Annotated in this window: 22 protein-coding genes; 20 read left to right on the top strand and 2 right to left on the bottom strand. The window is 39.4% G+C overall.

Going from position 1 to position 22,302, the window contains the following annotated elements; all coding sequences use genetic code 11:
• The first annotated feature begins 61 nt into the window (after window positions 1-61).
• The 14 genes from CWB76_RS07225 (at window position 62) to CWB76_RS07160 (ending at window position 15,617) form a co-directional block, all read left to right on the top strand.
• Window positions 62-574 carry a YcgN family cysteine cluster protein gene (locus CWB76_RS07225; RefSeq protein ID WP_138606494.1) on the top strand — a complete coding sequence of 171 codons (513 nt, stop codon included), beginning with the start codon at window positions 62-64 and terminating at the stop codon, window positions 572-574.
• Window positions 574-1,083, top strand: coding sequence for an RNA methyltransferase (locus CWB76_RS07220; protein WP_138606492.1), 510 nt, complete (start codon window positions 574-576; stop codon window positions 1,081-1,083). Before CWB76_RS07225 ends, CWB76_RS07220 begins: the two co-directional genes overlap by 1 nt.
• A 274-nt stretch (window positions 1,084-1,357) precedes the next feature.
• Window positions 1,358-3,247: a methyl-accepting chemotaxis protein gene (locus CWB76_RS07215; protein ID WP_138606490.1), complete on the top strand. Its 1,890-nt coding sequence runs from the start codon at window positions 1,358-1,360 to the stop codon at window positions 3,245-3,247.
• Window positions 3,244-4,350 carry a GGDEF domain-containing protein gene (locus CWB76_RS07210; protein WP_138606488.1) on the top strand — a complete coding sequence of 369 codons (1,107 nt, stop codon included), beginning with the start codon at window positions 3,244-3,246 and terminating at the stop codon, window positions 4,348-4,350. Before CWB76_RS07215 ends, CWB76_RS07210 begins: the two co-directional genes overlap by 4 nt.
• Window positions 4,337-4,948: a DsbA family protein gene (locus CWB76_RS07205; RefSeq protein ID WP_138606486.1), complete on the top strand. Its 612-nt coding sequence runs from the start codon at window positions 4,337-4,339 to the stop codon at window positions 4,946-4,948. Before CWB76_RS07210 ends, CWB76_RS07205 begins: the two co-directional genes overlap by 14 nt.
• Window positions 4,949-5,171: 223 nt before the next feature.
• Entirely contained in the window at window positions 5,172-5,924 is a 753-nt protein-coding gene (locus CWB76_RS07200; protein WP_138606484.1) for a DUF3450 domain-containing protein, read from the top strand.
• A gap of 10 nt (window positions 5,925-5,934) precedes the next feature.
• The gene (locus CWB76_RS07195; protein ID WP_138606482.1) at window positions 5,935-7,302 is read left to right on the top strand and encodes a MotA/TolQ/ExbB proton channel family protein; all 1,368 of its coding nucleotides are present in this window, start codon (window positions 5,935-5,937) and stop codon (window positions 7,300-7,302) included.
• A gap of 3 nt (window positions 7,303-7,305) precedes the next feature.
• A complete protein-coding gene (locus CWB76_RS07190) occupies window positions 7,306-7,833 on the top strand; it encodes a MotA/TolQ/ExbB proton channel family protein (protein WP_008111501.1) in 528 nt (175 codons plus the stop codon).
• A 53-nt stretch (window positions 7,834-7,886) separates the two neighbouring features.
• The gene (locus tag CWB76_RS07185; RefSeq protein WP_008111500.1) at window positions 7,887-8,297 is read left to right on the top strand and encodes an ExbD/TolR family protein; all 411 of its coding nucleotides are present in this window, start codon (window positions 7,887-7,889) and stop codon (window positions 8,295-8,297) included.
• Between the two features lie 6 nt (window positions 8,298-8,303).
• Complete coding sequence (locus CWB76_RS07180; protein WP_008111498.1) at window positions 8,304-8,909, top strand: energy transducer TonB; 606 nt, start codon at window positions 8,304-8,306, stop codon at window positions 8,907-8,909.
• Between the two features lie 37 nt (window positions 8,910-8,946).
• Window positions 8,947-10,275, top strand: coding sequence for a tetratricopeptide repeat protein (locus CWB76_RS07175; protein ID WP_138606480.1), 1,329 nt, complete (start codon window positions 8,947-8,949; stop codon window positions 10,273-10,275).
• Window positions 10,276-10,589: 314 nt separating this feature from the next.
• Window positions 10,590-12,197: a beta-helix domain-containing protein gene (locus CWB76_RS07170; RefSeq protein WP_138606478.1), complete on the top strand. Its 1,608-nt coding sequence runs from the start codon at window positions 10,590-10,592 to the stop codon at window positions 12,195-12,197.
• Window positions 12,198-12,269: 72 nt separating this feature from the next.
• Window positions 12,270-14,993 (top strand): TonB-dependent receptor plug domain-containing protein, encoded by a 2,724-nt coding sequence (locus CWB76_RS07165; RefSeq protein ID WP_138606476.1) that lies wholly within the window; start codon window positions 12,270-12,272, stop codon window positions 14,991-14,993.
• Between the two features lie 276 nt (window positions 14,994-15,269).
• Window positions 15,270-15,617, top strand: a complete 348-nt coding sequence (locus tag CWB76_RS07160; RefSeq protein ID WP_138606474.1) for a hypothetical protein — start codon at window positions 15,270-15,272, stop codon at window positions 15,615-15,617.
• A gap of 53 nt (window positions 15,618-15,670) precedes the next feature.
• On the opposite strand, the gene CWB76_RS07155 is transcribed toward CWB76_RS07160, so the two are convergent.
• Entirely contained in the window at window positions 15,671-16,090 is a 420-nt protein-coding gene (locus CWB76_RS07155) for a hypothetical protein (protein ID WP_138606472.1), read from the bottom strand.
• Window positions 16,091-16,357: 267 nt separating this feature from the next.
• Here CWB76_RS07155 and asd point away from each other — a divergent pair, with 267 nt between their 5' ends.
• Together asd and CWB76_RS07145 are read left to right on the top strand one after the other, a co-directional pair.
• Entirely contained in the window at window positions 16,358-17,497 is a 1,140-nt protein-coding gene (gene asd / locus CWB76_RS07150; protein WP_138606470.1) for an aspartate-semialdehyde dehydrogenase, read from the top strand.
• 137 nt (window positions 17,498-17,634) lie between these two features.
• Window positions 17,635-19,593: a methyl-accepting chemotaxis protein gene (locus tag CWB76_RS07145; RefSeq protein WP_138606468.1), complete on the top strand. Its 1,959-nt coding sequence runs from the start codon at window positions 17,635-17,637 to the stop codon at window positions 19,591-19,593.
• 37 nt (window positions 19,594-19,630) lie between these two features.
• On the opposite strand, the gene CWB76_RS07140 is transcribed toward CWB76_RS07145, so the two are convergent.
• A complete protein-coding gene (locus CWB76_RS07140) occupies window positions 19,631-20,434 on the bottom strand; it encodes an ion transporter (RefSeq protein WP_171039603.1) in 804 nt (267 codons plus the stop codon).
• 101 nt (window positions 20,435-20,535) lie between these two features.
• Here CWB76_RS07140 and CWB76_RS07135 point away from each other — a divergent pair, with 101 nt between their 5' ends.
• From CWB76_RS07135 to CWB76_RS07120, 4 genes are all read left to right on the top strand, one after another.
• Window positions 20,536-20,742, top strand: coding sequence for a hypothetical protein (locus CWB76_RS07135; RefSeq protein ID WP_138606465.1), 207 nt, complete (start codon window positions 20,536-20,538; stop codon window positions 20,740-20,742).
• A 6-nt stretch (window positions 20,743-20,748) separates the two neighbouring features.
• Window positions 20,749-21,036 carry a hypothetical protein gene (locus CWB76_RS07130; protein ID WP_138606463.1) on the top strand — a complete coding sequence of 96 codons (288 nt, stop codon included), beginning with the start codon at window positions 20,749-20,751 and terminating at the stop codon, window positions 21,034-21,036.
• A gap of 137 nt (window positions 21,037-21,173) precedes the next feature.
• The gene (locus CWB76_RS07125; protein WP_138606461.1) at window positions 21,174-21,368 is read left to right on the top strand and encodes a YwbE family protein; all 195 of its coding nucleotides are present in this window, start codon (window positions 21,174-21,176) and stop codon (window positions 21,366-21,368) included.
• A complete protein-coding gene (locus CWB76_RS07120) occupies window positions 21,365-21,883 on the top strand; it encodes a DUF4240 domain-containing protein (RefSeq protein WP_055012069.1) in 519 nt (172 codons plus the stop codon). The genes CWB76_RS07125 and CWB76_RS07120 overlap by 4 nt, the downstream gene beginning before the upstream one ends.
• The last annotated feature ends 419 nt before the right edge of the window (window positions 21,884-22,302 follow it).

The following is a 22,302-nucleotide window of genomic DNA, read 5'->3' as shown; positions in this document are numbered from 1 at the left end:
GGCTTTGCGCGCTTTGCTGCAATACGTTAGAATGCGCGCTCTTAAAAGGGGCGAGAACACCATGTTTGATCAACAATTAGCAAATACCCAATTTTGGCTTAGTAAAAGCCTGAATGAAATGAACCAGCAAGAATGGGAAGCCATTTGTGATGGATGTGGAAAGTGTTGTTTAAACACCTTTATTGACAGTGAAGACGAAGATGACTTTACTGCTACCGATCAGCTAAGAGAAGGCGAGCAACTAATATTTACCAACATTGTTTGTCAATACCTTGATAACAATACCTGTGGCTGTAGTGAATACGAAAACCGCCAAACATTAGTCCCTTCGTGCGTTAAACTCACTAAAGAAAACCTAAAAGACATCTTTTTCATGCCCCAAAGCTGTAGCTACCGCCGTCTTCATGAAGGGCGCGGTTTAGCAACGTGGCACCCGTTACTTAATAACGGCGATAAAACTAAAATGCATGAGCTAAACATTTCAGTCAAAGATAAAACAGTAAAAGATTGTGATGTAAAATTAGACGATTTTGACTTGTATATTGCCGAGTGGCCAACCAAGGATTGCAACTAGTGAGTAAGTTACAAGCAAGTATTGGTTTAATAAACCCTAAAAGCCCAACCAATGTGGGTGGTGTATTACGCGCAGCAGGTTGTTATGACGCCAAGAAGGTGTTTTTTACCGGCAACCGTTATTTAAATGCACAAAAATTTCATACGGATACGAAAAATGTGGTGCAACGCATTCCATTAACCGCCACTGACGATTTAGAATCAGTCAAGCCACAAGGTTCAAAAGTAGTGGTAATTGAGTTAATTGAAGGTGCCACTCCTTTGCCCGAATTTACTCACCCTGAGAACGCATTTTATGTATTTGGTCCAGAAGACGGCTCTGTGCCTAAAGATGTTTTAAAATGGTGCGACGAAGTGGTGTATATTCCTACTATCGGCTGTATGAATTTAGCGGCAACCTGTAATGTTGTACTTTATGACCGACTCTCCAAATTGGGCGGGATTCAAAGCAGTAATGAAACCATTATTTCATCACGCGATACCAATAATAAAATGAAATGGAAAAAGTGATTTAAATAATAATTACTCAGTGTAACGTCATTATTAAATTCAAATTTTAATCTTTTTACTTTCCTAAAAGGCATAGTTGCATAGAGTCTTTCTTTGCAACTAGCTAGACCGTCGCTATTAAAAAATCACCTTATATATATTTTTTGTACATCAAAAACAATGCTTTATCATTATTTTTTAAAATTTAATCAATCCCAGCTTATATTTGCTAAGACTTTCAGTTAAAAATTTGTTAAAAAGACAGTGATAATAATGATTAATCCTTAAGGTACTTATGTTTAGCTCGCTGAAATTCACCTCCAAAATCACCATCGCTGCGTCATTGGTCTTAGTTTTAGTGTTAGGTGTTTTCACTATTAACAACTATTTTTCAATGCGTCATCAAACTCAAGAGCAGCTATCTTTAGTATTAAAACAAAGTTCCCAGTCTGTATCGCAGAACATTGCAAGCTGGCTGAATAACAAGTTAGCCATTGTTATCTCGCTGGCAAACACCTATCAAGTTACAGACGCTAAAGCGCTTACATTATCGCAATTAAATACTGCAGAGATGGCAGGTGATTTTAAAAATACTTACATCGGCGAATCCTCAGGCGCGTTTATTTTAAATGATCAAAGCGTCATTTTACCCGACGATTTTGATGCAACTAGCCGCCCTTGGTATAAGTTGGTTGAAAACAAAACTAACACTGCATTCACCACCCCTTATATTGATGTAACCACCAATGAACTGACCATTTCAGCTGTTGCGCCCATAAATATTAATGGCCAATTTAAAGGAGTTGCAGGTGCTGATATTGATATGCAAACCATAGCTAAAATTATCGACAATATTGATTTTTTAGGGTTAGGTTATGGCTTTTTATTAGATCATAAGGGGCAAATACTAAGCCATCCAAATAGTAAGTTAAATTCAAAAGCGCTTACTGAATTATTTGGAAAAGACATTGAGCTGGCTGATACTTTTACAGAGCACCAAGTTGCTGATGAAACTGTTTTAGTGTCATTTACTAAAATTCATGGCATAGAAAATGTTGATTGGTATTTAGGAGCAGTGATCAATAAAGACACGGCTTTCGAAAGTGTGTCGGCATTTGGTCAAAAAGCACTGATTTACTTAATAGTAGGCACCTTAGTCATTGTTTTTGCGCTACAGCTTTTATTGCGTTACTTAATGCGTCCTATGTATCGCTTAAACGATGCTATTAGAGATATAGCTCAAGGTGAAGGCGATTTAACTCGTCGCCTCAGTGTAGAAAACGATGATGAGTTTGGTCAGTTAAGTAATTCATTTAATATTTTTATAGAAAAAATTCAAAATTCAATTGTTCAAGTTAAGTCTTCAGCGCAATTGTTAGAAACAGCTGTTGCTAAGCTGGTTACGCAAACAGATTCAACCTTGACTATGTATGACGATCAAAGTGAACGTACTAACAGCGTAGCATCGGCAATTAATCAGTTTTCTGCTACCGCCACAGAAATTTCAAGCAGTGCAAGTAATGCCTCAACGCTTGCTAAAGATGCTGATCAATATTGTGCTAAAAATCAGCAAACACTGACTAACAACGTATCAAGCATTCATCAACTTTCGCAAAATATAGAGCAAGCGCAAGAAACAATTAATAGTTTAGATTCACATACCGCCAATATCGGTAATGTATTAGCGGTAATTAAAGGAGTGAGTGAACAAACTAACTTGCTCGCTTTAAATGCAGCGATAGAAGCCGCACGTGCGGGTGAAGCGGGAAGAGGGTTTGCCGTTGTTGCCGATGAAGTAAGACAATTAGCACAACGCACTCAACAATCAACGCAAGAAATTGAAAATACGGTTATTGAACTGCAAAAAGGCTCAAGCTCTGCCGTTGAACTGATGAAAACCAGTTTAGAAGAAAGTGAAAAAAGTGTTCAGCAAGCGGATGCCGTCGGCGACGTAATGAAGCAAATAATTAGTGCGATAAGGCAAATAACGGATGCTAATCATAGTGTGGCTAATGCCACAGATGAACAAAACCAAGTTGTTAAATCATTACACTCAGATATTCATGTTATTAGCGACTTATCTACTCAAGGTCAATCTAACCTTAACCTTACTTTAGAGGAATGTACCAAGCTTAAGCATCAATTTAGCGACTTAGATCGGATGGTTAAAAAATTCAAAGTATGATCAATAAAACAAAAATAAATAAACCAAACTGGCTTAGTCTAGTTAATATTGACAGTGTTTATAGCTTTGATAGACAACGCCAAGCGTTTTCTTTATTTACCATGATAGCGATTGCCTTGGTGTTAATTACTTATTTGGTGATTGCAAATTATCGCGTTTATGCACCTATATTAACTGCCGCATTAATTTCAGTTAACTTAACCATTGTCGGGTGCATCGCTTATTTTATAAAAACCAAAAAGCTCAATGCTATTGCGTTAATTACTCTGATGATTGTATTTTTGATGTGTTTAGCATTGGTGTACACAGGCGGTAAAGATAACACTGCGTTATATTGGCTAATGTTTTATCCTGTTGCTGTTTTCGCCATATTGGGTGTTAAGTTTGGCGCGTGGTTAAGCAGTGCCATGTTATTGTGCTGTATTGTTATGTTGTATGGCCCCGATATGGGGCAGGTTATTTATGGTGAGGTAGAAAAAACCCGTTTTGTTGCTGCATTTTCACTCGTGTTGGTCTTTTCTTTTATCGGTGAGTATTTTCGTCATCGAAGCCACCTTGCCATTGCTGATATTACCTTAGAGCAAAAACAATACGCCTATACAGATCAGCTCACAGGTGCACCCAACCGTCGCTTTATTACCTCTCATTTTTTAAAGCTCGCCGCTTCGCGACCTGCACATTATTTACCGCTGTCTATATTGCTCCTAGATTTAGATAACTTTAAACAATTAAACGACACCTATGGTCATGATTTTGGTGGTACCGTATTAATAGAGTTCACTAAATTATTAGAGTCGCAGTTTCCTGCAACCGCCCTTAAAGCCCGTTATGGTGGTGAAGAGTTTGTAGTAATTTTACCGCAGCTAACGACCATTGAAGCCAGTATTTTAGCTAATCGCTTTAGAGAATGCGTGCAACATCATGTAATGTTAACTGATAAACAACAACGAGTATCGTTAACCTGCAGTATTGGCATTGCACAAGCTAATCATGTTGACGACTTCAATAGCGCATTAAAACAAGCCGATGAATATTTATATCAGGCAAAATCACAAGGGCGTAATAAAGTCATATTTGCGCAGGGCGAGCATGTCAGTCAATAAGCTTATCTATGTGCATGATCCTATGTGTAGCTGGTGCTGGGGTTATAAACCTACTTGGCAAAAGCTAGAAACTGCTTTAGTAAATATTCTGCCTATAGAATATAGGGTCGGGGGGTTAGCGGCTGATAGCGACCAGCTAATGAGTGCTGATATGCAGTTGCAACTACAAGGTATTTGGCAAAACATTAGCAACCAATTAGGTACTAAGTTTAATTTTAATTTTTGGCGAGAATGCCAACCACGCCGCTCTACTTATCCTTCTTGTAGGGCGGCATTAATTGCTCGTAGCTTTAACAAAGAGCCACAGATGATTAACGCTATTCAACAAGCGTATTATTTAAAGGCGCAGAATCCATCGGATGAAGACGTGCTTATTAAACTATGCGAAAAAATTGGTTTAGATCCCTGTTTATTTACTCAGCAGTTACACTCTAAGGAACTTAAGCGTCGCTTTGATGATGAGCTTAACTTTGTTCGCAGTTTACCTATTCAAGGTTTCCCTTCGTTAGTATTAATACATAACAACCGTGCTTACCCTATTGCTATTAACTACATAGATTGGCAGCATACCCTTAGTCAAATACAGTCTTACTTATAAAATTTACGCTTCAAACATTACCCTGCACTTTAAATTCAGCCAATAAGGCTAATTTATTACCGTTGTCATAAAAGCGACTTTTTTACGCAACACGCTTGTCATTTTTAATCTATACACTTTCGCTCATTGAAACTATCTCGCTTTAAAATGTTTTTTCATAAACAGGCTAAAGCGACTAATAAACACTAGCAAATCCGCTAATTAACGAGCAAAGGTGTATACGATGAAAGGCGTTAAACCATTAATTTTAGCTGGTATTGTAGCCGCAAGTGCAGCAGTCCACGCCAATGATTTAAACACGGTAATTGATAAAAGTAGCGACATTAATAATTTAGCTGCGCAATCACAAACAAAAATAGACAAGATTGCAGATTCAATGCAAGGGCGTTTACAGCAATTTAAAACCCTAAATAAAGAAATAGATGGTTTAGCCGTTTATAACGCACAGCTGACAAAACAGTTAAATAACCAAATAGAAGAGATGGAATCGCTTAATTTATCAATGGATCAGGTATCGATTATTGAGCGCCAAATAACCCCTTTAATGCTTCGCATGATCACCGGGCTTGAACAGTTTATTGCCTTAGATGTGCCGTTTTTAAAACAAGAACGTAAGCAGCGTCTTGAATCGTTAAATGCAATGATGGAGCGTGCTGATATTTCATCAAGTGAAAAATTCCGTCGTGTCTTAGAAGCTTATCAAGTTGAAGTTGATTACGGACGCACTATTGAAGCGTATACCGCATTGCTTGATGTGGACAATAAAGAACGTGAAGTTGATTTTTTACGCATTGGCCGTTTAGAACTCATTTACCTTACCCGCGATGGCAAACAAGCAGGTAGTTGGGATCAACAGTCACAGTCGTTTGTTGCACTGCCTGATTCAACCATTAGCCAAATTAATAAAGGGCTTCGCATTGCGCGCAAACAACTAGCCCCCGATATGTTAACACTGCCAATTCATGCTGCAGAATAAGAGGTTTACCATGAAATTATTAACAAAAATGACAAAAATGGCCGTGTTTGCAGCCAGCTTAGGTTTTTCAGGTGCGATGTGTGCCGCTGAACCAATGAACTTAGATGCCTTATTAAAAACGTTAGAGCAGGGTAAATCAGCGCAATCAGAACAAAATAAACAACGCGAACAAGAATTTGCAGCACGTCAAAATGAACAAGTGCAAATGCTTAAAAACACCCAAGCTAAACGAAACAAAATGCTTAGCGAGTCAGAGCGTTTAGAAACGCAGTTTGAAGAAAACGAAATTAAATTGGCTAACCTGACCGATACTTTATCAAAGCGTATGGGGTCATTAAAAGAGCTATTTGGTGTGCTACAACAAGTTGCTGGAGATTCTAGCAATAAGTTTGCAACCTCGGTGGTATCGTCTCAGTTACCTGGGCGTAGTACTTTTATGGACGAATTGGCGCAAAAAATGGGTTCTACCTCAAAGCTTGCGTCTATTGAAGATATCGAAAAGGTTTGGTTTGAGCTACAACGCGAAATGACCGAACAAGGAAAAGTAAGCCGCTTCAATACCGATGTAATTGTTGACGGTGGCAATAAAGTACAAAAAGAAGTGGTACGTGTGGGTGCATTTAACCTTATTAGTGATGGTCAGTACCTAGAGTATACGCCTTCTACTAATACAATTAGCCAGCTTACTCGCCAACCAAGTAGCCGCTTTACTGCGACTGCGGCTGATTTGCAGCAAGCAAACACCGGTGTGGTGCCGTTTGCGCTTGACCCAACTGGTGGTTCAATTTTAGGTTTGTTAGTACAAGCCCCTGATACCAGCGAGCAAGTTCATCAAGGTGGCGCAGTTGGTTACGTTATTTTAGGCGTTGGCTTATTAGCGTTATTAATTGCGTTAGAGCGTTTTGTATCGCTCCTGCTGATGGGTGGAAAAATCCGTCGTCAATTAAAAGACGATACAGCCCGTGATGATAACCCGCTAGGGCGCGTCATGAAAGTGAAAGACCAGTATCCTAATGTGGCGTACGACACGCTTGAACTTAAGTTAAGCGAAGCCATTTTACGCGAAATGCCAAAAATCACCCGTAATTTAACGCTTATTAAAATTATCTCTGTGGTAGCGCCATTGCTGGGCTTACTCGGTACGGTAACTGGGATGATTAATACCTTCCAAGCAATTACTTTATTCGGCACTGGTGACCCTAAACTAATGGCAGGCGGTATTTCGCAAGCCCTGGTTACTACAGTATTAGGCCTTGTTGTTGCTATCCCTACGGTGTTTTTATACACCTTATTAAATACTCGCTCAAAAGGCTTACTGCTTATTTTACAAGAACAAAGTGCAGGTATTATTGCCGAGCGAAGCGAGAAAGGAGCTTAAACCATGGTGCTATTGATTGATTCAATCAATGCTATCCGTGATTTTCTCGACACGGGTGGCCAAGTGCTCTTGGTCATTGCCGTGTTAATTTTCGCGATGTGGTTATTGATACTCGAGCGATTTATGTACTTTTTTAATGGCTATCGACACTACAAAAAAGACGTTAAAAATACGTGGAAAACGCGCAGTGAACGCAACAGCTGGAACGCAGAGCAAATACGCCAGGCCATGGTGTCACGCGCAAGTATGCGATTAAACGCAAACTTACCACTGATTAATGTGATGGTAGCGCTGTGTCCACTATTAGGGTTGCTTGGCACAGTAACAGGGATGATAGAAGTTTTTGATGTAATGGCCATTACAGGTACAGGCAGCGCACGCTCTATGGCATCGGGTGTGTCAAAAGCAACCATACCGACAATGGCAGGAATGGTCGGTGCGTTATCTGGGGTGTTTGCCTCAACCTATTTACAGCGTAAAGCAAAGCGTGAAGTTGAATTGTTGCAAGACACAATGGTGTTAGACCACTAAATAATTATTGAAAAGCGGTGTACATAATCACCGCTTGTTCTAGGAGAAGTAAAATGAGAGCCCCATTAGGTAATTTATTCCAAGAAGATGAAGCAGAAGAAATAAACATGACTCCTATGCTGGATGTTGTATTTATTATGCTTATTTTCTTTATTGTTACAGCCTCGTTTGTAAAAGAAGCCGGTATTGATGTAAACCGCCCAGAAGCAGCAACGGCTGTTAAAAAAGAGCGGGCTAACATATTAGTAGCTATTTCAGATCAAGGCGAAATTTGGATCAATAAACGTCAAATAGATGTACGTGCTGTACAAGCCAACATTGAACGTTTAAAAGCTGAAAATCCACAAGGCAGTGTGGTTATTCAGGCCGATAAAAAAGCCACTACAGAAACCTTGATAAAAGTGATGGATGCCTCGCGTGCAGCGGGTGTATTTGATGTTTCAATAGCGGCTCAAGAAGGGTAACGAGTGATGCGTTATGTACTTGCGTTAATTATAGCGGGTGTGGTGACCTTTATGCTGTTTTTAGGTATGCAGGCATTGATCACCGGCGGAGAAGGCGCCATGACGGAGCCTGCAAAAGGGAATGTGTTGGATTTTGTCCGTTTGAAAAAAGAAGAAACGGTGCAAAAAAAGGAGCGCAAACCACAAAAGCCACCAACACCTAAAGAACCACCTCCGCCAATGGAATCGCCACAAATGCAAAGTAGCGATAACAACGCTGCTAGCAACAACTTTGATTTTGCTGCCAATGTCGATGCTGATGTAAATCTAGCGGGTGGATTAGCGTTAGAAACCAGTGATGGTGAGTATTTACCCATAGTAAAAGTGGCACCGGTATACCCAAGGCGTGCGTTATCGCGTGGTATTGAAGGGTATGTCATTGTTGAGTTTACAGTGACCAAGCAAGGCACAGTGAAAGAGCCACAAGTTATTAAAGCCGAGCCAGAGTCACTGTTTGACAGAGCAGCGATGGATGCGGCCCTTAAGTTTAAATATAAACCGCGCGTTGTTAATGGCGAAGCCGTTGAAGTAGCCGGTGTGCAAAATAAAATTTCTTTCCAAATTAATGGTTAATTCTGTTAAGTAAGTAAAGAGTGAACGTGAGGCAATTATGAAATTAAAACTAACAACCAAGCTATTAAAGCTTAGCATGTTGTGCACTGTTGCAATCAGTGCCAGCGTTGTTACACCAAGTGCATTGAATGTACTTCCGGGTGTAAATTTGGCGACAGTACAGGCCGCTGAACAACAAAAAACAACACGAGTGCCCGCACTTCGTGAAAAGGTATACAGCCAATTAGCACGCGCCCAAAAACTTGCGGATGATGGCGACAGTAAAGCGGGTTTAGACGCGCTTGACAGCATACAAGCGCGCTCATCAAGTATGAATTCGTATGAAATTGCGATGATGCATAACTTTTATGGGTTTATTTATTACAATGAAAACGACCTTGTAAAAGCGATTGCCTCATTTGAAAAAGTGATTGCAGAAGATGGCATTCCAGAAACATTGCGTTTGAGCACGACATTCAGTTTAGCGCAGCTTGCAATGGCTAACAGCGACTACAAAAAGGTGATTGCATTTTTAGACAAATGGGATGCCATTAATACAAAGCCTAAAACTGATGCGTATTATTTATTAAGAGCGCAAACCTACTATCAATTAAAAGACTATGAGCAAGGCCTAAGTTACATTACTCAAGCCATTAACTTAAGTGATAGCGATGGCAAAGTACCAAAAGAAAACTGGCTGGTACTGCAACGTGCTATGTATTACTCACTTAACCAAACCGATAAAGTAGTGAGCGTACTTGAGCGTATGGTAAAGCTTTACAATAAACCTGAGTACTGGGTGCAATTAGCCGGTATGTATGGTGAAACTGGGCAAGAAAAACAGCAGCTTAGTATTTTAGAAGCAGCTTACCAGCAAGGATTTTTAACCTCTAAATCTGACCTAAGACAGCTTGCGCAGGTATATTTATATAATCAGCTTGCCTACAAAGCCGCCAGTGTAATGAGTAAAGCAATAGAGCAGGGCATTGCTGAACCTACGGCTAAAAATTATGCCTTTGTAGCCGAGGCCATGGTACAAGCTAAAGAAGATGCTAAGTCGATTAGTTACTTTACCAAAGCTGCAGAGCGTTCGGAGCATGGTAAATACGACCAGCGCTTAGCTGAAGTGTATGTAAACACAGAGCAGTATGACGAAGCTGCTGATGCAGCGCGAATGGCGCTGGATAAAGGCGGCCTTGATTTTGAATCAAATGCGTTTGTTGCTTTAGGAATGGCGCAATACAATTTACAAAATTTTGATGCGTCTATCCTGGCGTTTGAACAAGCCGAAAAGCACAAAAAGTCACAACGTTTAGCCCAGCAATGGATCAAATATGTAAAACGCGAAAAAGTGCATGCGCAAACATTAAAAACAGCACTACTTTAATTTTTATAGTGCGATTATTAGTTCTTAATTGACGCACTAAAAACCATTTCATAATTGCACTACTCAAACCACACTAACATTTAGTTTGTGTGGTTTTTTTGCATGCACTTTTCAAGCAAGTTGTTGATTTTTATTTAATTAACATTGTCATTTTATGTTTATTAAAGTGTAACTTCATTGTCATAACACTCCCGTATTGTACTTCGTATTCGATAACTCAAGTGACCTTAGTGCATGAGTATCGTGCCTTAAAGTGACTTAAGTTATTACTTAATGCGCTAACACAATAATTAAATACTTTTACGGAGTGAACAATGAAATTATCTGGCTTATTCAAAATCAGCTTAGTGGCTACAGCAATAACACTTGCTGGTTGTGGCGGTGGAGATATTAACGTTACACCTACGACAGTTGATAACAGTGTAGACAATTCAGTGACTAACCCAGGTGGTGATAATGGTGGCGATACTGTAAGTTGCGCCACATACACATTAGATGGAGCTACATTTACAGGTGAAGCAGAAGGCGTAAACTGCTTATACAGCCAAGCATTTGCAAGTAATGCAAAAGAAATTACTAGCTCTTTTGTTATCCCTGCGCTAGACGATGGCGGTGCCCATGTATTTGAAGGTGCTTTATTTATAGGTGACGATGTAGACACATCTACAGGCGCTATTATTGATGTTAATGGCCCAACATTGTCTATTGAAGCAGGCGCTACCATTGCGTTTACCAAGCCAGAGAGTTTTATTCGTATTGCACGTGGTGCAAATATTGAAGCAATTGGTGAAGTAGATAAGCCAATTATTTTCACAAGCATTAAAGAAGTTGATGGTGATGATTCAACAACCGCTCAAATTGGGGATTGGGGTGGCGTTCAGGTAAATGGACGTGGTCATTCTATTCGTTGTACAGCGACAGCTGCGGCACAAGACATGTGTAATCACTCAGCTGAAGGTATTGTATCTTATTACGGTGGTAATGACCCGCAAGATAGTAGCGGTATATTAAAGCATATTGTTATTAAGTATGCAGGATTTGGCGTTGAAGGTGATGAGCTAAATGGTTTAACACTAAATGCTGTTGGCTCAGGCACAACAATTGATTATGTTCATGTACATAATGGTTTTGATGATGGTATAGAGCTCTTTGGTGGTAGCGTTAATCTTAAACATATTGTTGTTACTGATACTGGTGATGATGGTATTGACTGGGATGAGGGTTGGAAAGGCTATGGACAGTACATTCTTGTACGTTCAAATGAATATGGAAATCATGGATTTGAAACAGATGGCGCAAAAGTAGATCCATTATCTGCAGACGCACAAGATTTAGTAACGACTGTTTCTAACCCAACTATTGCTAATGCAACCGTTGTTACTACTGGTGATCAAGGTGCTGAAGGGCGTCGTACTGGTGCCGGTATGGAAATGAAAGAATGGGGTAAAGCGCAATTAGCTAATATGTTGTTTGTAAACTCATCATCTGTAGATGGTGCTGGCTGTTTTGATTTATATAATGAAAAAGATAAATCAGGGGATGCCGGTGTGCATGCCAATGCAAACAACGGTGATATCGCATTTATGAGTTCAATATTTGCGTGTGGTAAGAATTTTGAAGACGTAAACACTTCTTTAACAGGTGCGTTAGCAGGCTTTGATATCAATACCTGGTTTACTGGTGGCGAAAATAACCAGCTGATTGGTTTTGCTGATTTTGCAAATGTGCTTGGTGCGGATGGTGTTTCAACTGCAGCAACTATTACAGACTCACAAGGTACTGCGGTAGCTACAACAGCGAAAGACATGAGTGAAGTTGACTCTTTCTTCACTAACGCAGGCTACATTGGTGCACTTAAAGAAGGTGAATCAAGTGAATGGGCTGATTTTGTAGCTGCATCTTTACAACGCGCTAGTAATTAATCTAGACCGGCTCTAATTATAAGGCGCTCTGGCGCCTTTTTTAAGGGAATTTTAGGTTTAGAGGATATAAATATGAAACATCAAAAGCAGTTTAAAACTAATCTAATAACGTTATCTCTGCTCTCCCTTTTTTCTTCATTTAATTCTTTCGCTGAACAGGCACAAGAAATAATCAATGAAGAAGCGATAGAAGAAGTTGTTGCAACAGGTACACGCCTCAAAGGCAGTGCTAGTGCCGTAATTGATGAACGTAAAAATCAGGCATTTGTTGCTGATATAATGGGTTCAGAGCAAATATCTAGAACGGGTGATAGCGATGCCGCTTCTGCACTTCGCCGTGTTACAGGCTTATCGTTAGTTAACGATAAGTTTATTTATGTACGCGGTTTAGGTGAGCGTTACTCAAGCGTGCGTTTAAATGGCGCGGTTGTTCCAAGCCCAGATCTGACCAGAAATGTAATTCCACTTGATATTTTCCCATCAAGTATTATTGAATCTTTAGCTGTTCAAAAAGCCTATTCACCTAATATGCCTGCGGCTTTTGGTGGTGGTGACGTTAATATCAGAACGAAAAGCATTCCAAGCGATACTTTATTTAAAGTTGAGATTGGTGCTAGCTATAAAGATACAAACGATGAAGGCTATACATACAATGGCGGCAGCGATGACTGGTTAGGTAAAGACGATGGTACACGTGCCTTACCAGGAGCCGTTAAAACGGCGCTAAATACCTATATTAATGGCTTGTCTGATATCTCATACAGAAATATAAGAGATGTTGAGTCAAGACGTCAGGGGGCTGATATTGGTCAAGCAGCTGCAATAGACTTAAATAAAAGTTTATCAAAAGCACTACCAAGAGATTTTGGCTTAGAAAAAGAAAGCTTAAACCCTGATGCAGGCATTAAAGCTGTTTATGGCGACCGATTTGATAACTTATTTGGTTTAGATGGCTCTTTTGGCTTCTTAGCATCAGTTGCTTATGAAAATGAATGGTCTAATGCAGAGAAGTTTAGCGCAGTACTTTCTTCTGTTGACGCATCTGAATCTGAATGTTCAAAAGATGACTTTACTTGTTACTCTGCCACAGAGAAAGAAGTATCAACAAAGCATAATATAAAATTAAATAGCTCTCTAAATTTAGGTTATAAAATTGGCGGCCATGATTTAACAGCCACCTATATGATGCTACGAGATACTGAAGATGAAGCTTCTGTTGCGCTTTACCAAGAGCCTTCAAAGTCATTAAGCATTGATGCTGGGCAATTACAGCGAAGCCACTTAACCTCTTTTGAGGAACGGGAACTTGAAATACTTCAACTTCGTGGAATGCACAATTTAGAGTGGAGTTTTCTTGAAGGTGTGGGTGTAGATTGGCAATACACTGATTCAACAGCGACGACGAGTATACCTGGCGAGCTTGAAGTAACGGTGCGTGATGAGTACGCCGATGGCGAATATCAACGTACTTTTTATAATGGCAGCTTAGGTGGTAATCCTTATTTGTATCGATTTGTTGAGCTAGAAGACGATGTAGAAAACTGGGGCGTTAATGTTAACAAAGTTTTTTACTTTGAGAACGCTGAAGTTGAAATCGCGGGCGGCGGCTATTTTGTTGAAAAAACGCGTGATTACCGCACAGACTTTTTTAACTATCGTTTTAGCCAAACACAGTCTTTAGATTTAGCACAAAGTGAAGAAGAAGCGCTGTCAATTGGTAGTTTCTTTGCTAATGATGCTGTTATCGATTCAACGGATGTAGAGTTATTGTTTCAAGAACCTACAGCCGATGATTACCTAGCAGCGCAAATGATTGATGCTTATTACAGCTCTTTTGATATCACTTTTGCTCAAGATTGGCGTTTAAGTGGTGGTGTGCGTTACGAGGACTTCCGCCAAGTTGCCCTTGCTTTTTCTCGCTCAGCATTCGATCCTGCTTTATTGGCAGATAAATTAAGTGCAGATGCGATAAAACAAGCAAGTGTGATGGAAGATGAGTATTTTACTTCATTATCTATGACATATAGTCAGCAGTCGTACCAGGTTCGTTTTGGTTATGGCAGCACGGTTGTTCGTCCTGACTTGCGTGAGTTAAGCCCTGTTCAATTCCAAGATCCGTTGACCGGTTATCGAACGCTTGGTAATCCATTCTTAGAATCTAGTTACCTAGATAACTTTGATGCACGTATCGAATTTTATATGGACAATGGTGATAACTACTCAGTTGGCGCATTCTATAAAGATATAGATAACCCAATCGAAGCATTATTAACCGAAAGTGACGGCCGTTTTACTCTGCAGTTTGACAATGCAGATACAGCTTATGTTTACGGTATAGAAGCTGAATGGTTAACTGAGTTGCATAGTGATTTATTAGGAGGTGCTTTTTTTACTTCTGGTAATTTAACGGTTAGTGATTCAGAAGTTGAAATTGCACAAGAACAGCGCGCCGACCTTACAAATCTAAAGCGACGTATGACTGGCCACTCAAAGTATGTTGCCAACCTACAATTGAATTACGATTCGCATGATGGCATGCATCAAGCTTCAGTTATTTATAACGTATTTGGTGACCGTATTTTAGCTGCGGGTGTTAACAACTTTGATGACGCTTACGAACAACCTTTAAACTCGTTAGACATGGTTTATAGTTACTACCCAACGTTTAATACCACATTAACACTTAAAGTGAAAAATATGTTGGGACAAAACTTTGAAGTAGAACAAAATGATGTGCTAATTCGTTCTCAAGAAACGCCTAGAGAGATAAGCGTTAGCTTTAGCTACGAGTTTTAAAGCCCTCGAACGACTAAAATAAGCCGTTACAACCCTTAGCCCTGCTATATGTAGGGCTTTTTAGTATCTCAGTTTTAAACGTAGTTGTAGTTTAATATTTTTTATATAAATAGTTTTTTTAATTCTCTTTTATCTTAAGCATCATTCACTTCATACACATACTCCCTCTAAATCATTTAACTTTAATGATTCTTTAACAAATAAAGCATGATTGTTGTTTACATTTAACAGGCTGTAATTAAGTTTTATAATTTTATTTTAAAAGGAACAATATCCATGAATTTAATAAGAAAGGTTATTAGCTCAGTTGTTATATTTGGTTCTTTTGGTTTTGCGAATGATGCTCTAGCTGCAAGATCATGTTCTGTTATTGTCGATGATATCCTACTAAATCATTCTCAGGTAATTGTAAAAACAACTAATAGTATTACTCACTTGGCTAATGACAAGTTAACCTTAGCTTATCAAGATAATCAATTTGGCCAGATCTTAGAAAAGCTTGCTGAAGCAAAAGGTTTAGAAACGCCTGTAAAAATTTATATACTCGAGGAGTTTAATGGTGATGATGCGCGCAGTTGTAATGATAGCGTTACTGACTATATAGGATCAGTTCATCGCATCTAATGGTCTAAATTGTTTGTAGCCCTATAATTAGCATAGGGCTACAATTGAATATTTTACTGACACTTTATAGTTGCATAAAGTTGGTAGCATTGGTTTTTACTACCGGTGCTTTTCATTGTCCATAATTGGTTATACCAATCAAAGTTACCATAAGCGCTTTCATCTTCCCCACAAGTGATTGTACTTCCTGAAATTTCTTGGTTATGACCACGTTCTTCACAAAATTGATTTCCATTTGTAGAGCCTACAAAAAACTGCTCTAAGCGTCCATTTATCCATACCTTTGGGCTGTAATAAGTTGTTGCAGTATTGACTAGTACGCCTTGTCGCTCTTCCACATTTATTTCTGCGCGTTCAAAATATACTTTTTCATTTTCTTTAAATGCCATTGTGTTTGCTGAAAGCGTTGTATCTGCAAATACATTAAGTGATGCTGAGCTTAAAGCGAGTAGAGCGAAAGTAAGTGTCTTCATTATCTTTTCCTTTAGTTGAATGTAGAATTACACAAAACCTCTTTTTTCAATGTGCCTTCTAAGCTTGGTAAATACAGGTTTCAACAAGGTTAAGCTTTTATTAAAGTTTAAAATAATCGTTGTATGCTTTTGCATTTTTTACATTATGAAAAAAATTTGAGTTCGACTTTATTCACTAGTTTTAGCGTGCTGGTGGTGTTAGTTTAGGGCTGTAAAAATTAAATCTCACGCAATGAATTTTTAATTTTTAATGTATAGGCTCCTTTTATGAATCAAACAGTGGAACAAACAATGAAAAAAGTAGGATTAGTCGGATGGCGCGGCATGGTAGGCTCAGTATTACTAGAGCGAATGGAACAACAACATGATTTTGCACATATCGACACCACCTTTTTCACCACCTCACAGGCAGGTCAACTTGGTCCTGAGTTAGCTGGTCCTGCTAAACCGCTTTTAGATGCTAGTGATATTTCTGAACTTGCAAAAATGGACATTATTGTTACCTGTCAGGGAGGCGATTATACCAATGCGGTGTACCCAAAATTACGTGAATCGGGTTGGGATGGCTATTGGATAGATGCGGCCTCTGCGCTGCGTATGAGCGACGACAGTATTATCGTACTTGACCCTGTTAACAAAGATGTCATTGAGCAAGGGCTTGAGCAAGGCGTTAAAACTTTTGTAGGTGGTAACTGCACGGTTTCACTTATGCTACTAGCACTGGGCGGTTTATTTGAGCACGACCTAATTGAATGGGTAAGCCCAATGACTTACCAAGCAGCTTCGGGCGCCGGTGCGCGCAATATGAAAGAGCTTATTGCCCAAATGGGTGCTATTCATACAAGTGTTGCAAAGCAATTAGATAATCCAAGTTCAGCTATTTTAGAAATTGATAAAATAGTCAGCGAAAAAATGGCATCGAGTGATTTGCCACAAGACCAGTTTGGTGTACCACTGGCGGGTAGCTTAATCCCATGGATTGATGTGCCTATGCCAAGTGGCCAGTCTAAAGAAGAGTGGAAAGCACAGGTTGAAGCGAACAAAATTTTAGGCTCTTCTAAGCAGCCAGTACCTATTGATGGTTTATGTGTACGCATTGGTGCTATGCGTTGTCATAGCCAAGCGATGACAATTAAATTACGTGAAGACATTAGCGTTGAGAAAATAGAAGAAATCTTAGCATCGCACAATGAGTGGGTTAAAGTAATTCCTAATCAGCGCGACGTTACCAGTACCGACTTAACCCCAGTTAAAGTAACCGGTACGCTAAGTATTCCTGTTGGCCGTATTCGTAAACTCGCTATGGGACCAAAATACATCAGCGCCTTTACCGTAGGCGATCAGCTGTTATGGGGTGCAGCGGAGCCACTTCGCCGGATGCTACGAATTATTGTAGACGGTGAATAACTTTCTAGTTCGCCAAGTAAAAGGGTTAGCTAATTGCTAACCTTTTTTATTGCCTCTTCGAAATATTCTCATATTATTTCTTGCTCAACCCCTTTAGCCACACTATATTCTTAAGAGTGTTTTTAGAGGTTAATTGCATGAATATATCAAAAAAATTAAAGCTCTCTTTTGCATCTGCAATTGCCTTGCCGTTATTAATTATAGCTGCTTTAGTTATTTCACAAACTAGAGAGCAAGCACTTGATAATTTTTCTCAGTTAAGTGAACGTGAAGCCCGCCAAGTTGATAATGCAATTACTATGTTTTTTGCTGAAATTGCTAAAAATGTAGATTACTTAGCCTCCCATGAAACCATTAAAAATGCCCGTGAAAACATAAAAACCCATATGAATGTTGGCACTACGGTAATGCTTGATCACCCTAACCAAAGTCCGACGGAGCAAGCTGCTTATAGTTTATTTAATCATTTTGGTGAGACCCACCCTGGGCTTGCTTATATTTACATGGGGAATGAACAAGGTGGTTATATTCAATGGCCTATGGGAAACGTAAACGCTAATTATGATCCTCGCCAGCGCCCGTGGTATAAAACGGCTAAACAAGCCAACGGTAAAACAACCCGTACTAATGCTTATTACTGGGCCGCTGATGATTTAGTGATTGTATCTACGGTCAAAGCCATTATTGATAACGGCGAGTTAATTGGTGCACAAGGGATGGATGTTTCATTAGGAGGACTCACTGACATTATTGCCGATATTAAATTAGGCGAAACAGGCTACTTAATGTTGATTGAAGACAGCGGCAGTGTGCTGGTGGATGTGAAACACCCAGATTACCGATTTAAAAATCTAGCTGATATTGAGGGCGGAAAATACGCCGATTTAGCTAAAAACAACAAAGGCCTGTTTGATGTCGATATTGATGGAAAACAGTATATGGCCAATATTTACACGTCTCCCATTTTAGGGTGGAAGTTTATTGGGGTGGTAGAAAAGTCCGAGGTAATGAGTGCGGCCAATGCAATGGCTTATACCATTTTAATTATTAGTGCTGTGTTAATTGGTGTGTTTATTGCGATAGCGAGTTATATTTCTAAGCTTATTTCCGCTCCAATTGTTGAGGTAAGTGATGGTTTAACTGAAATATCGCAGGGTGGCGGTGATTTAACCCAGCGCTTAGCAATTAAAACTAAGGATGAAACTGCTAAACTAGCCACTAGCTTTAACTTATTTTTAAATCTGATCAGTGATCTGGTGACGCAAATTAATGAATGCGCACAAAATGTTAGCAAAACCTCATCGCAAACCTCATCTCAAGCTGCGCAATTAACAAGCTCTACCAGCCAACAACAACAAGCTTTAGAAATGGCGGCAACGGCTATTAATGAAATGGCTGCTACTGCTAATGAAGTGTCTAGCAGTTGTGCTAATGCGGCGGATTTAGCTGTTCAAACTCAGCAAGCATCGGACTTGGGGCAATCGGTTATTACACAAACCGTAGAAAGTGTGGTTCAGCTGTGCGATGTAATAAATAATGCTTCAGCAGACATTACTAAGCTCGATAGTGAAAGCGAAAACATTATGTCGATTTTAAGCGTTATTCGCGGCATTTCAGAGCAAACTAACTTATTGGCTTTAAACGCAGCCATAGAAGCTGCGCGAGCTGGTGAGCATGGGCGTGGTTTTGCCGTGGTTGCAGATGAAGTTCGTGCGTTATCGCAACGTACTGCCGAGTCGACCGAAGAAGTAGCATCGCAGCTTGATAAATTACGCACTATGTCGTCCAAAGTGTCTAAAGACATGGAACGCAGCATAGAAACCACGAATAAAACTGTAGAACTTGCGCACTCGGCGCAACAACAGTTTAGCGAGATCACGGCGTCTATTGTTAATATTAGTGATTTAAACACCCAGATAGCCACTGCTGCAGAAGAGCAGCAACACGTAGCTGAAGACATAAACCGAAACGTAACGGAAATTAAAAATTCGGCTGATGAGGTTAGCGATATTGCTGTTAGCACCAGCGAGAACGGTAATGAAATGAGCCGTCTTTCTTTAATGTTAACGGACTTAGTTGGCAAGTTTAAAGTATAAATAATAGGGCAAGTACATACTTGCCCTATTCAATCTGCTACTTATTTTTAAGTAATTGTTTTAACTCTGTCAGTTGCGCCTTCAATTCGTTTACTTGGCCTTGAGTTGCGGGTAGTGAGTCAGTTTCGGCTTGCTCTTCTCTTGCATTGCGATGCTCCTCACTCATTACTTCTAAAATAGCCCCCACCATCATATTTAAGAATACAAATGCCGTTAAAAAGATAAAGGTTAAGTAAAAAATCCAACTTAATTTGTACACCGCCATGGTTTCGTACATCACGTCGGTCCAATCTTCGAAGGTGGCGATTCTAAACAAGGTAAGCATAGAAATAGAGACATCGCCCCACAGTACTGGGTTTATCTCAGCAAACAACATACTACCTGTAGCAGCATAAATATAAAAAATTACAAACATCAGCAGTGCAATGTAGCCCATTTGTGGAATAGCTTTTATTAGTGAGTTCACCAATAAGCGCAGCTCCGGGATCATAGACACTAAACGTAGTACGCGGAAAATGCGCAGCAGTCGAGCAATAAAAATAGTCGAACCTGCCGCAGGATATAAACTACCGATCACTATAATGAAGTCAAATATGTTCCAGCCTTTGGAGAAAAAGTCTTTGATACCTTTACTGGCAATATAACGAATAATCAGTTCGATTAAGAAAAACACCGTAATGCCTATATCCATCCAATGTAGAAATAGCTCAGCGGTAGGGTGCAACGAATAGGTATGTGCGCCCACGGTCAGTGCAGAAACCACAATAACTGCAATAACAAATGATTGAAATAATTTACTTTTATCGATACGCTGGAACAGCTCTTGTAACTGCGACAACATCATAACGTGCCCTTAACGGTTATAAATACAAAACCAGTGCAATATACAGCAAAAATAACGAAAATCAGTAGTTTTCCGGTTAAAATAATAAGGAATTTTGAATGCTAAATAATAACTTAAAGTATCTACTTTCGTTATCGATAATCGCTGTGTTAACAGGGTGTAGCAGCGATAGCCGCTATCATGAAATTCAATCAGCCCGATTAGATGAATGCAGCCATATGGCTGACAAGGAATACCATGAATGTGTTAAACAACAACAAGACAGCTACAAAGAATTTAAAAAGCAACAAACCGCCGAGCATTAATAAACCATGACTAAAACCCAAAAGCAGCTAGACAAGCGTATTCGTCAGCAATTAACACTGGCTTGCGAGCAAATAAAAGATAATGTTGAGGGCTTTAGTTATCTTACCCATTCAGCAGATTTAAATAATTTAGCTTCAAAGTTTACCGTAAGCTGTTATTTTATTGATGCTATTGCACTAGAGCATGCAAAACAAAAAAATCAGCTAGATTACATTGTGCAGCTTATTTGTAATGCATTAGCTAGTTTAAATATTCATATAAAAAACAATGCTATTTCATTTCTTAAGCAGTAAAAATAGGTATTGTGTTTTTGTTTAATTATCCCTCATTTTAAGCTGTATTTGGCATTTATGGTCTTAGTAAAAGCTTTAATATGGAGAGATTCTATTAAGCAGGCTATAATCGCAAAAAATTGTAATAGAGATTAAATATGGCCGTTCCAACACGCTCGCAAATAACGCCAGGCACAGAGGTTAATATTGTGCTTAAACAAGATCAACGCAGTGGTACTTTAACCAACGGTATTGTGTCGCGTTTATTGACCAAGTCAGCTAATCACCCGCACGGAATAAAAGTACAATTAGAAGACGGCCAAGTGGGTCGGGTAAAAGAGATCATTGCATGAGTGAGTTAACCTTAACTGATTTTTGGCGACTGGTTACAGTGGAAGATAAAACCGCAGAGCCTGATTCAGTGTGCCAATCGCTTAAGTCGGCACTGAGTGACTTATCAGATGAGCAATTAATTGAATTTGATAAGCAGTTTAGTATTTGTATGCGTCAAAGTTATACCTGGGACTTATTTGGTGCCGCGTTTGTTATGGCGGGCTGTAATGATGAATATGGTTTTTCAGAATTTCGTTGTTGGTTAATTTCTCGTGGTGAAGCCGTATTTAAAGCTGCACTAGAAAACCCAGATAGCCTGGCTCAGTGCACGCCGCTTTATTTTTTAAACGAGCAACCTTATCCGTATTTAGATGAGTATGACCTAATTGCAGGTTTGTTATATGAAGAGCGTAACGACGATGAGTTACCCTTTATCCCATCAGGGCTTGACCAACCTAAAGGTAAGCGCTTTAAAGACAAACCTAAGTTTTTAAAACAAAATTACCCGCAATTATTTGCTAAGTATTGGCAATAACTCAGCGTGTTATTAATGCATTACTTAATTAACCTGAACTGCGGATAATAAATTCATCTCAAGCAGCTATTTTCAGCGCTAACTGCGTTGAATTTACTTGCAATAGGCTAGCTATTGACGCGTAATTTCGCCTTGTTTTCACTAAAAATTTCTAGCTAGAGAAAAGTAAGTGAAAATATATTTTGATTCAACATGTTAGTAAATCTCTTAACCAGAGTTCAGGTTAATCACAAGTAATGCATTTTCTTCCTCCTTTAGGTAATAAAGCTTACGTCTAGGGTCTGTTGACCTTTCAAGGTTAAATTTGCAGCAGTCTGTTTGGTATTTAGGCAAGGCAGAGCTTATGTGGTGTGGTTATTCCCCATAAATAGGCGATAACGCAGCATCAATGCCAAACAGGCGCTGCCCGAAGAGTTCTG

Origin of the sequence: Pseudoalteromonas sp. S1609 (assembly GCF_005887255.1) — a bacterium.
Classification (GTDB): Bacteria; Pseudomonadota; Gammaproteobacteria; order Enterobacterales; family Alteromonadaceae; genus Pseudoalteromonas.
Note: the sequence above shows the minus strand (reverse complement) of the source record. Positions and strands in the feature narration are given on the sequence as shown.

Coding starts and splice junctions, on each gene's coding strand:
- CWB76_RS07225 (WP_138606494.1), top strand. CDS start 62: ATGTTTGATCAACAATTAGCAAATACCCAATTTTGGCTTAGTAAAAGC.
- CWB76_RS07215 (WP_138606490.1), top strand. CDS start 1,358: ATGTTTAGCTCGCTGAAATTCACCTCCAAAATCACCATCGCTGCGTCA.
- CWB76_RS07210 (WP_138606488.1), top strand. CDS start 3,244: ATGATCAATAAAACAAAAATAAATAAACCAAACTGGCTTAGTCTAGTT.
- CWB76_RS07205 (WP_138606486.1), top strand. CDS start 4,337: ATGTCAGTCAATAAGCTTATCTATGTGCATGATCCTATGTGTAGCTGG.
- CWB76_RS07200 (WP_138606484.1), top strand. CDS start 5,172: ATGAAAGGCGTTAAACCATTAATTTTAGCTGGTATTGTAGCCGCAAGT.
- CWB76_RS07195 (WP_138606482.1), top strand. CDS start 5,935: ATGAAATTATTAACAAAAATGACAAAAATGGCCGTGTTTGCAGCCAGC.
- CWB76_RS07190 (WP_008111501.1), top strand. CDS start 7,306: ATGGTGCTATTGATTGATTCAATCAATGCTATCCGTGATTTTCTCGAC.
- CWB76_RS07185 (WP_008111500.1), top strand. CDS start 7,887: ATGAGAGCCCCATTAGGTAATTTATTCCAAGAAGATGAAGCAGAAGAA.
- CWB76_RS07180 (WP_008111498.1), top strand. CDS start 8,304: ATGCGTTATGTACTTGCGTTAATTATAGCGGGTGTGGTGACCTTTATG.
- CWB76_RS07175 (WP_138606480.1), top strand. CDS start 8,947: ATGAAATTAAAACTAACAACCAAGCTATTAAAGCTTAGCATGTTGTGC.
- CWB76_RS07170 (WP_138606478.1), top strand. CDS start 10,590: ATGAAATTATCTGGCTTATTCAAAATCAGCTTAGTGGCTACAGCAATA.
- CWB76_RS07165 (WP_138606476.1), top strand. CDS start 12,270: ATGAAACATCAAAAGCAGTTTAAAACTAATCTAATAACGTTATCTCTG.
- CWB76_RS07160 (WP_138606474.1), top strand. CDS start 15,270: ATGAATTTAATAAGAAAGGTTATTAGCTCAGTTGTTATATTTGGTTCT.
- CWB76_RS07155 (WP_138606472.1), bottom strand. CDS start 16,090: ATGAAGACACTTACTTTCGCTCTACTCGCTTTAAGCTCAGCATCACTT.
- asd (WP_138606470.1), top strand. CDS start 16,358: ATGAATCAAACAGTGGAACAAACAATGAAAAAAGTAGGATTAGTCGGA.
- CWB76_RS07145 (WP_138606468.1), top strand. CDS start 17,635: ATGAATATATCAAAAAAATTAAAGCTCTCTTTTGCATCTGCAATTGCC.
- CWB76_RS07140 (WP_171039603.1), bottom strand. CDS start 20,434: ATGTTGTCGCAGTTACAAGAGCTGTTCCAGCGTATCGATAAAAGTAAA.
- CWB76_RS07135 (WP_138606465.1), top strand. CDS start 20,536: ATGCTAAATAATAACTTAAAGTATCTACTTTCGTTATCGATAATCGCT.
- CWB76_RS07130 (WP_138606463.1), top strand. CDS start 20,749: ATGACTAAAACCCAAAAGCAGCTAGACAAGCGTATTCGTCAGCAATTA.
- CWB76_RS07125 (WP_138606461.1), top strand. CDS start 21,174: ATGGCCGTTCCAACACGCTCGCAAATAACGCCAGGCACAGAGGTTAAT.
- CWB76_RS07120 (WP_055012069.1), top strand. CDS start 21,365: ATGAGTGAGTTAACCTTAACTGATTTTTGGCGACTGGTTACAGTGGAA.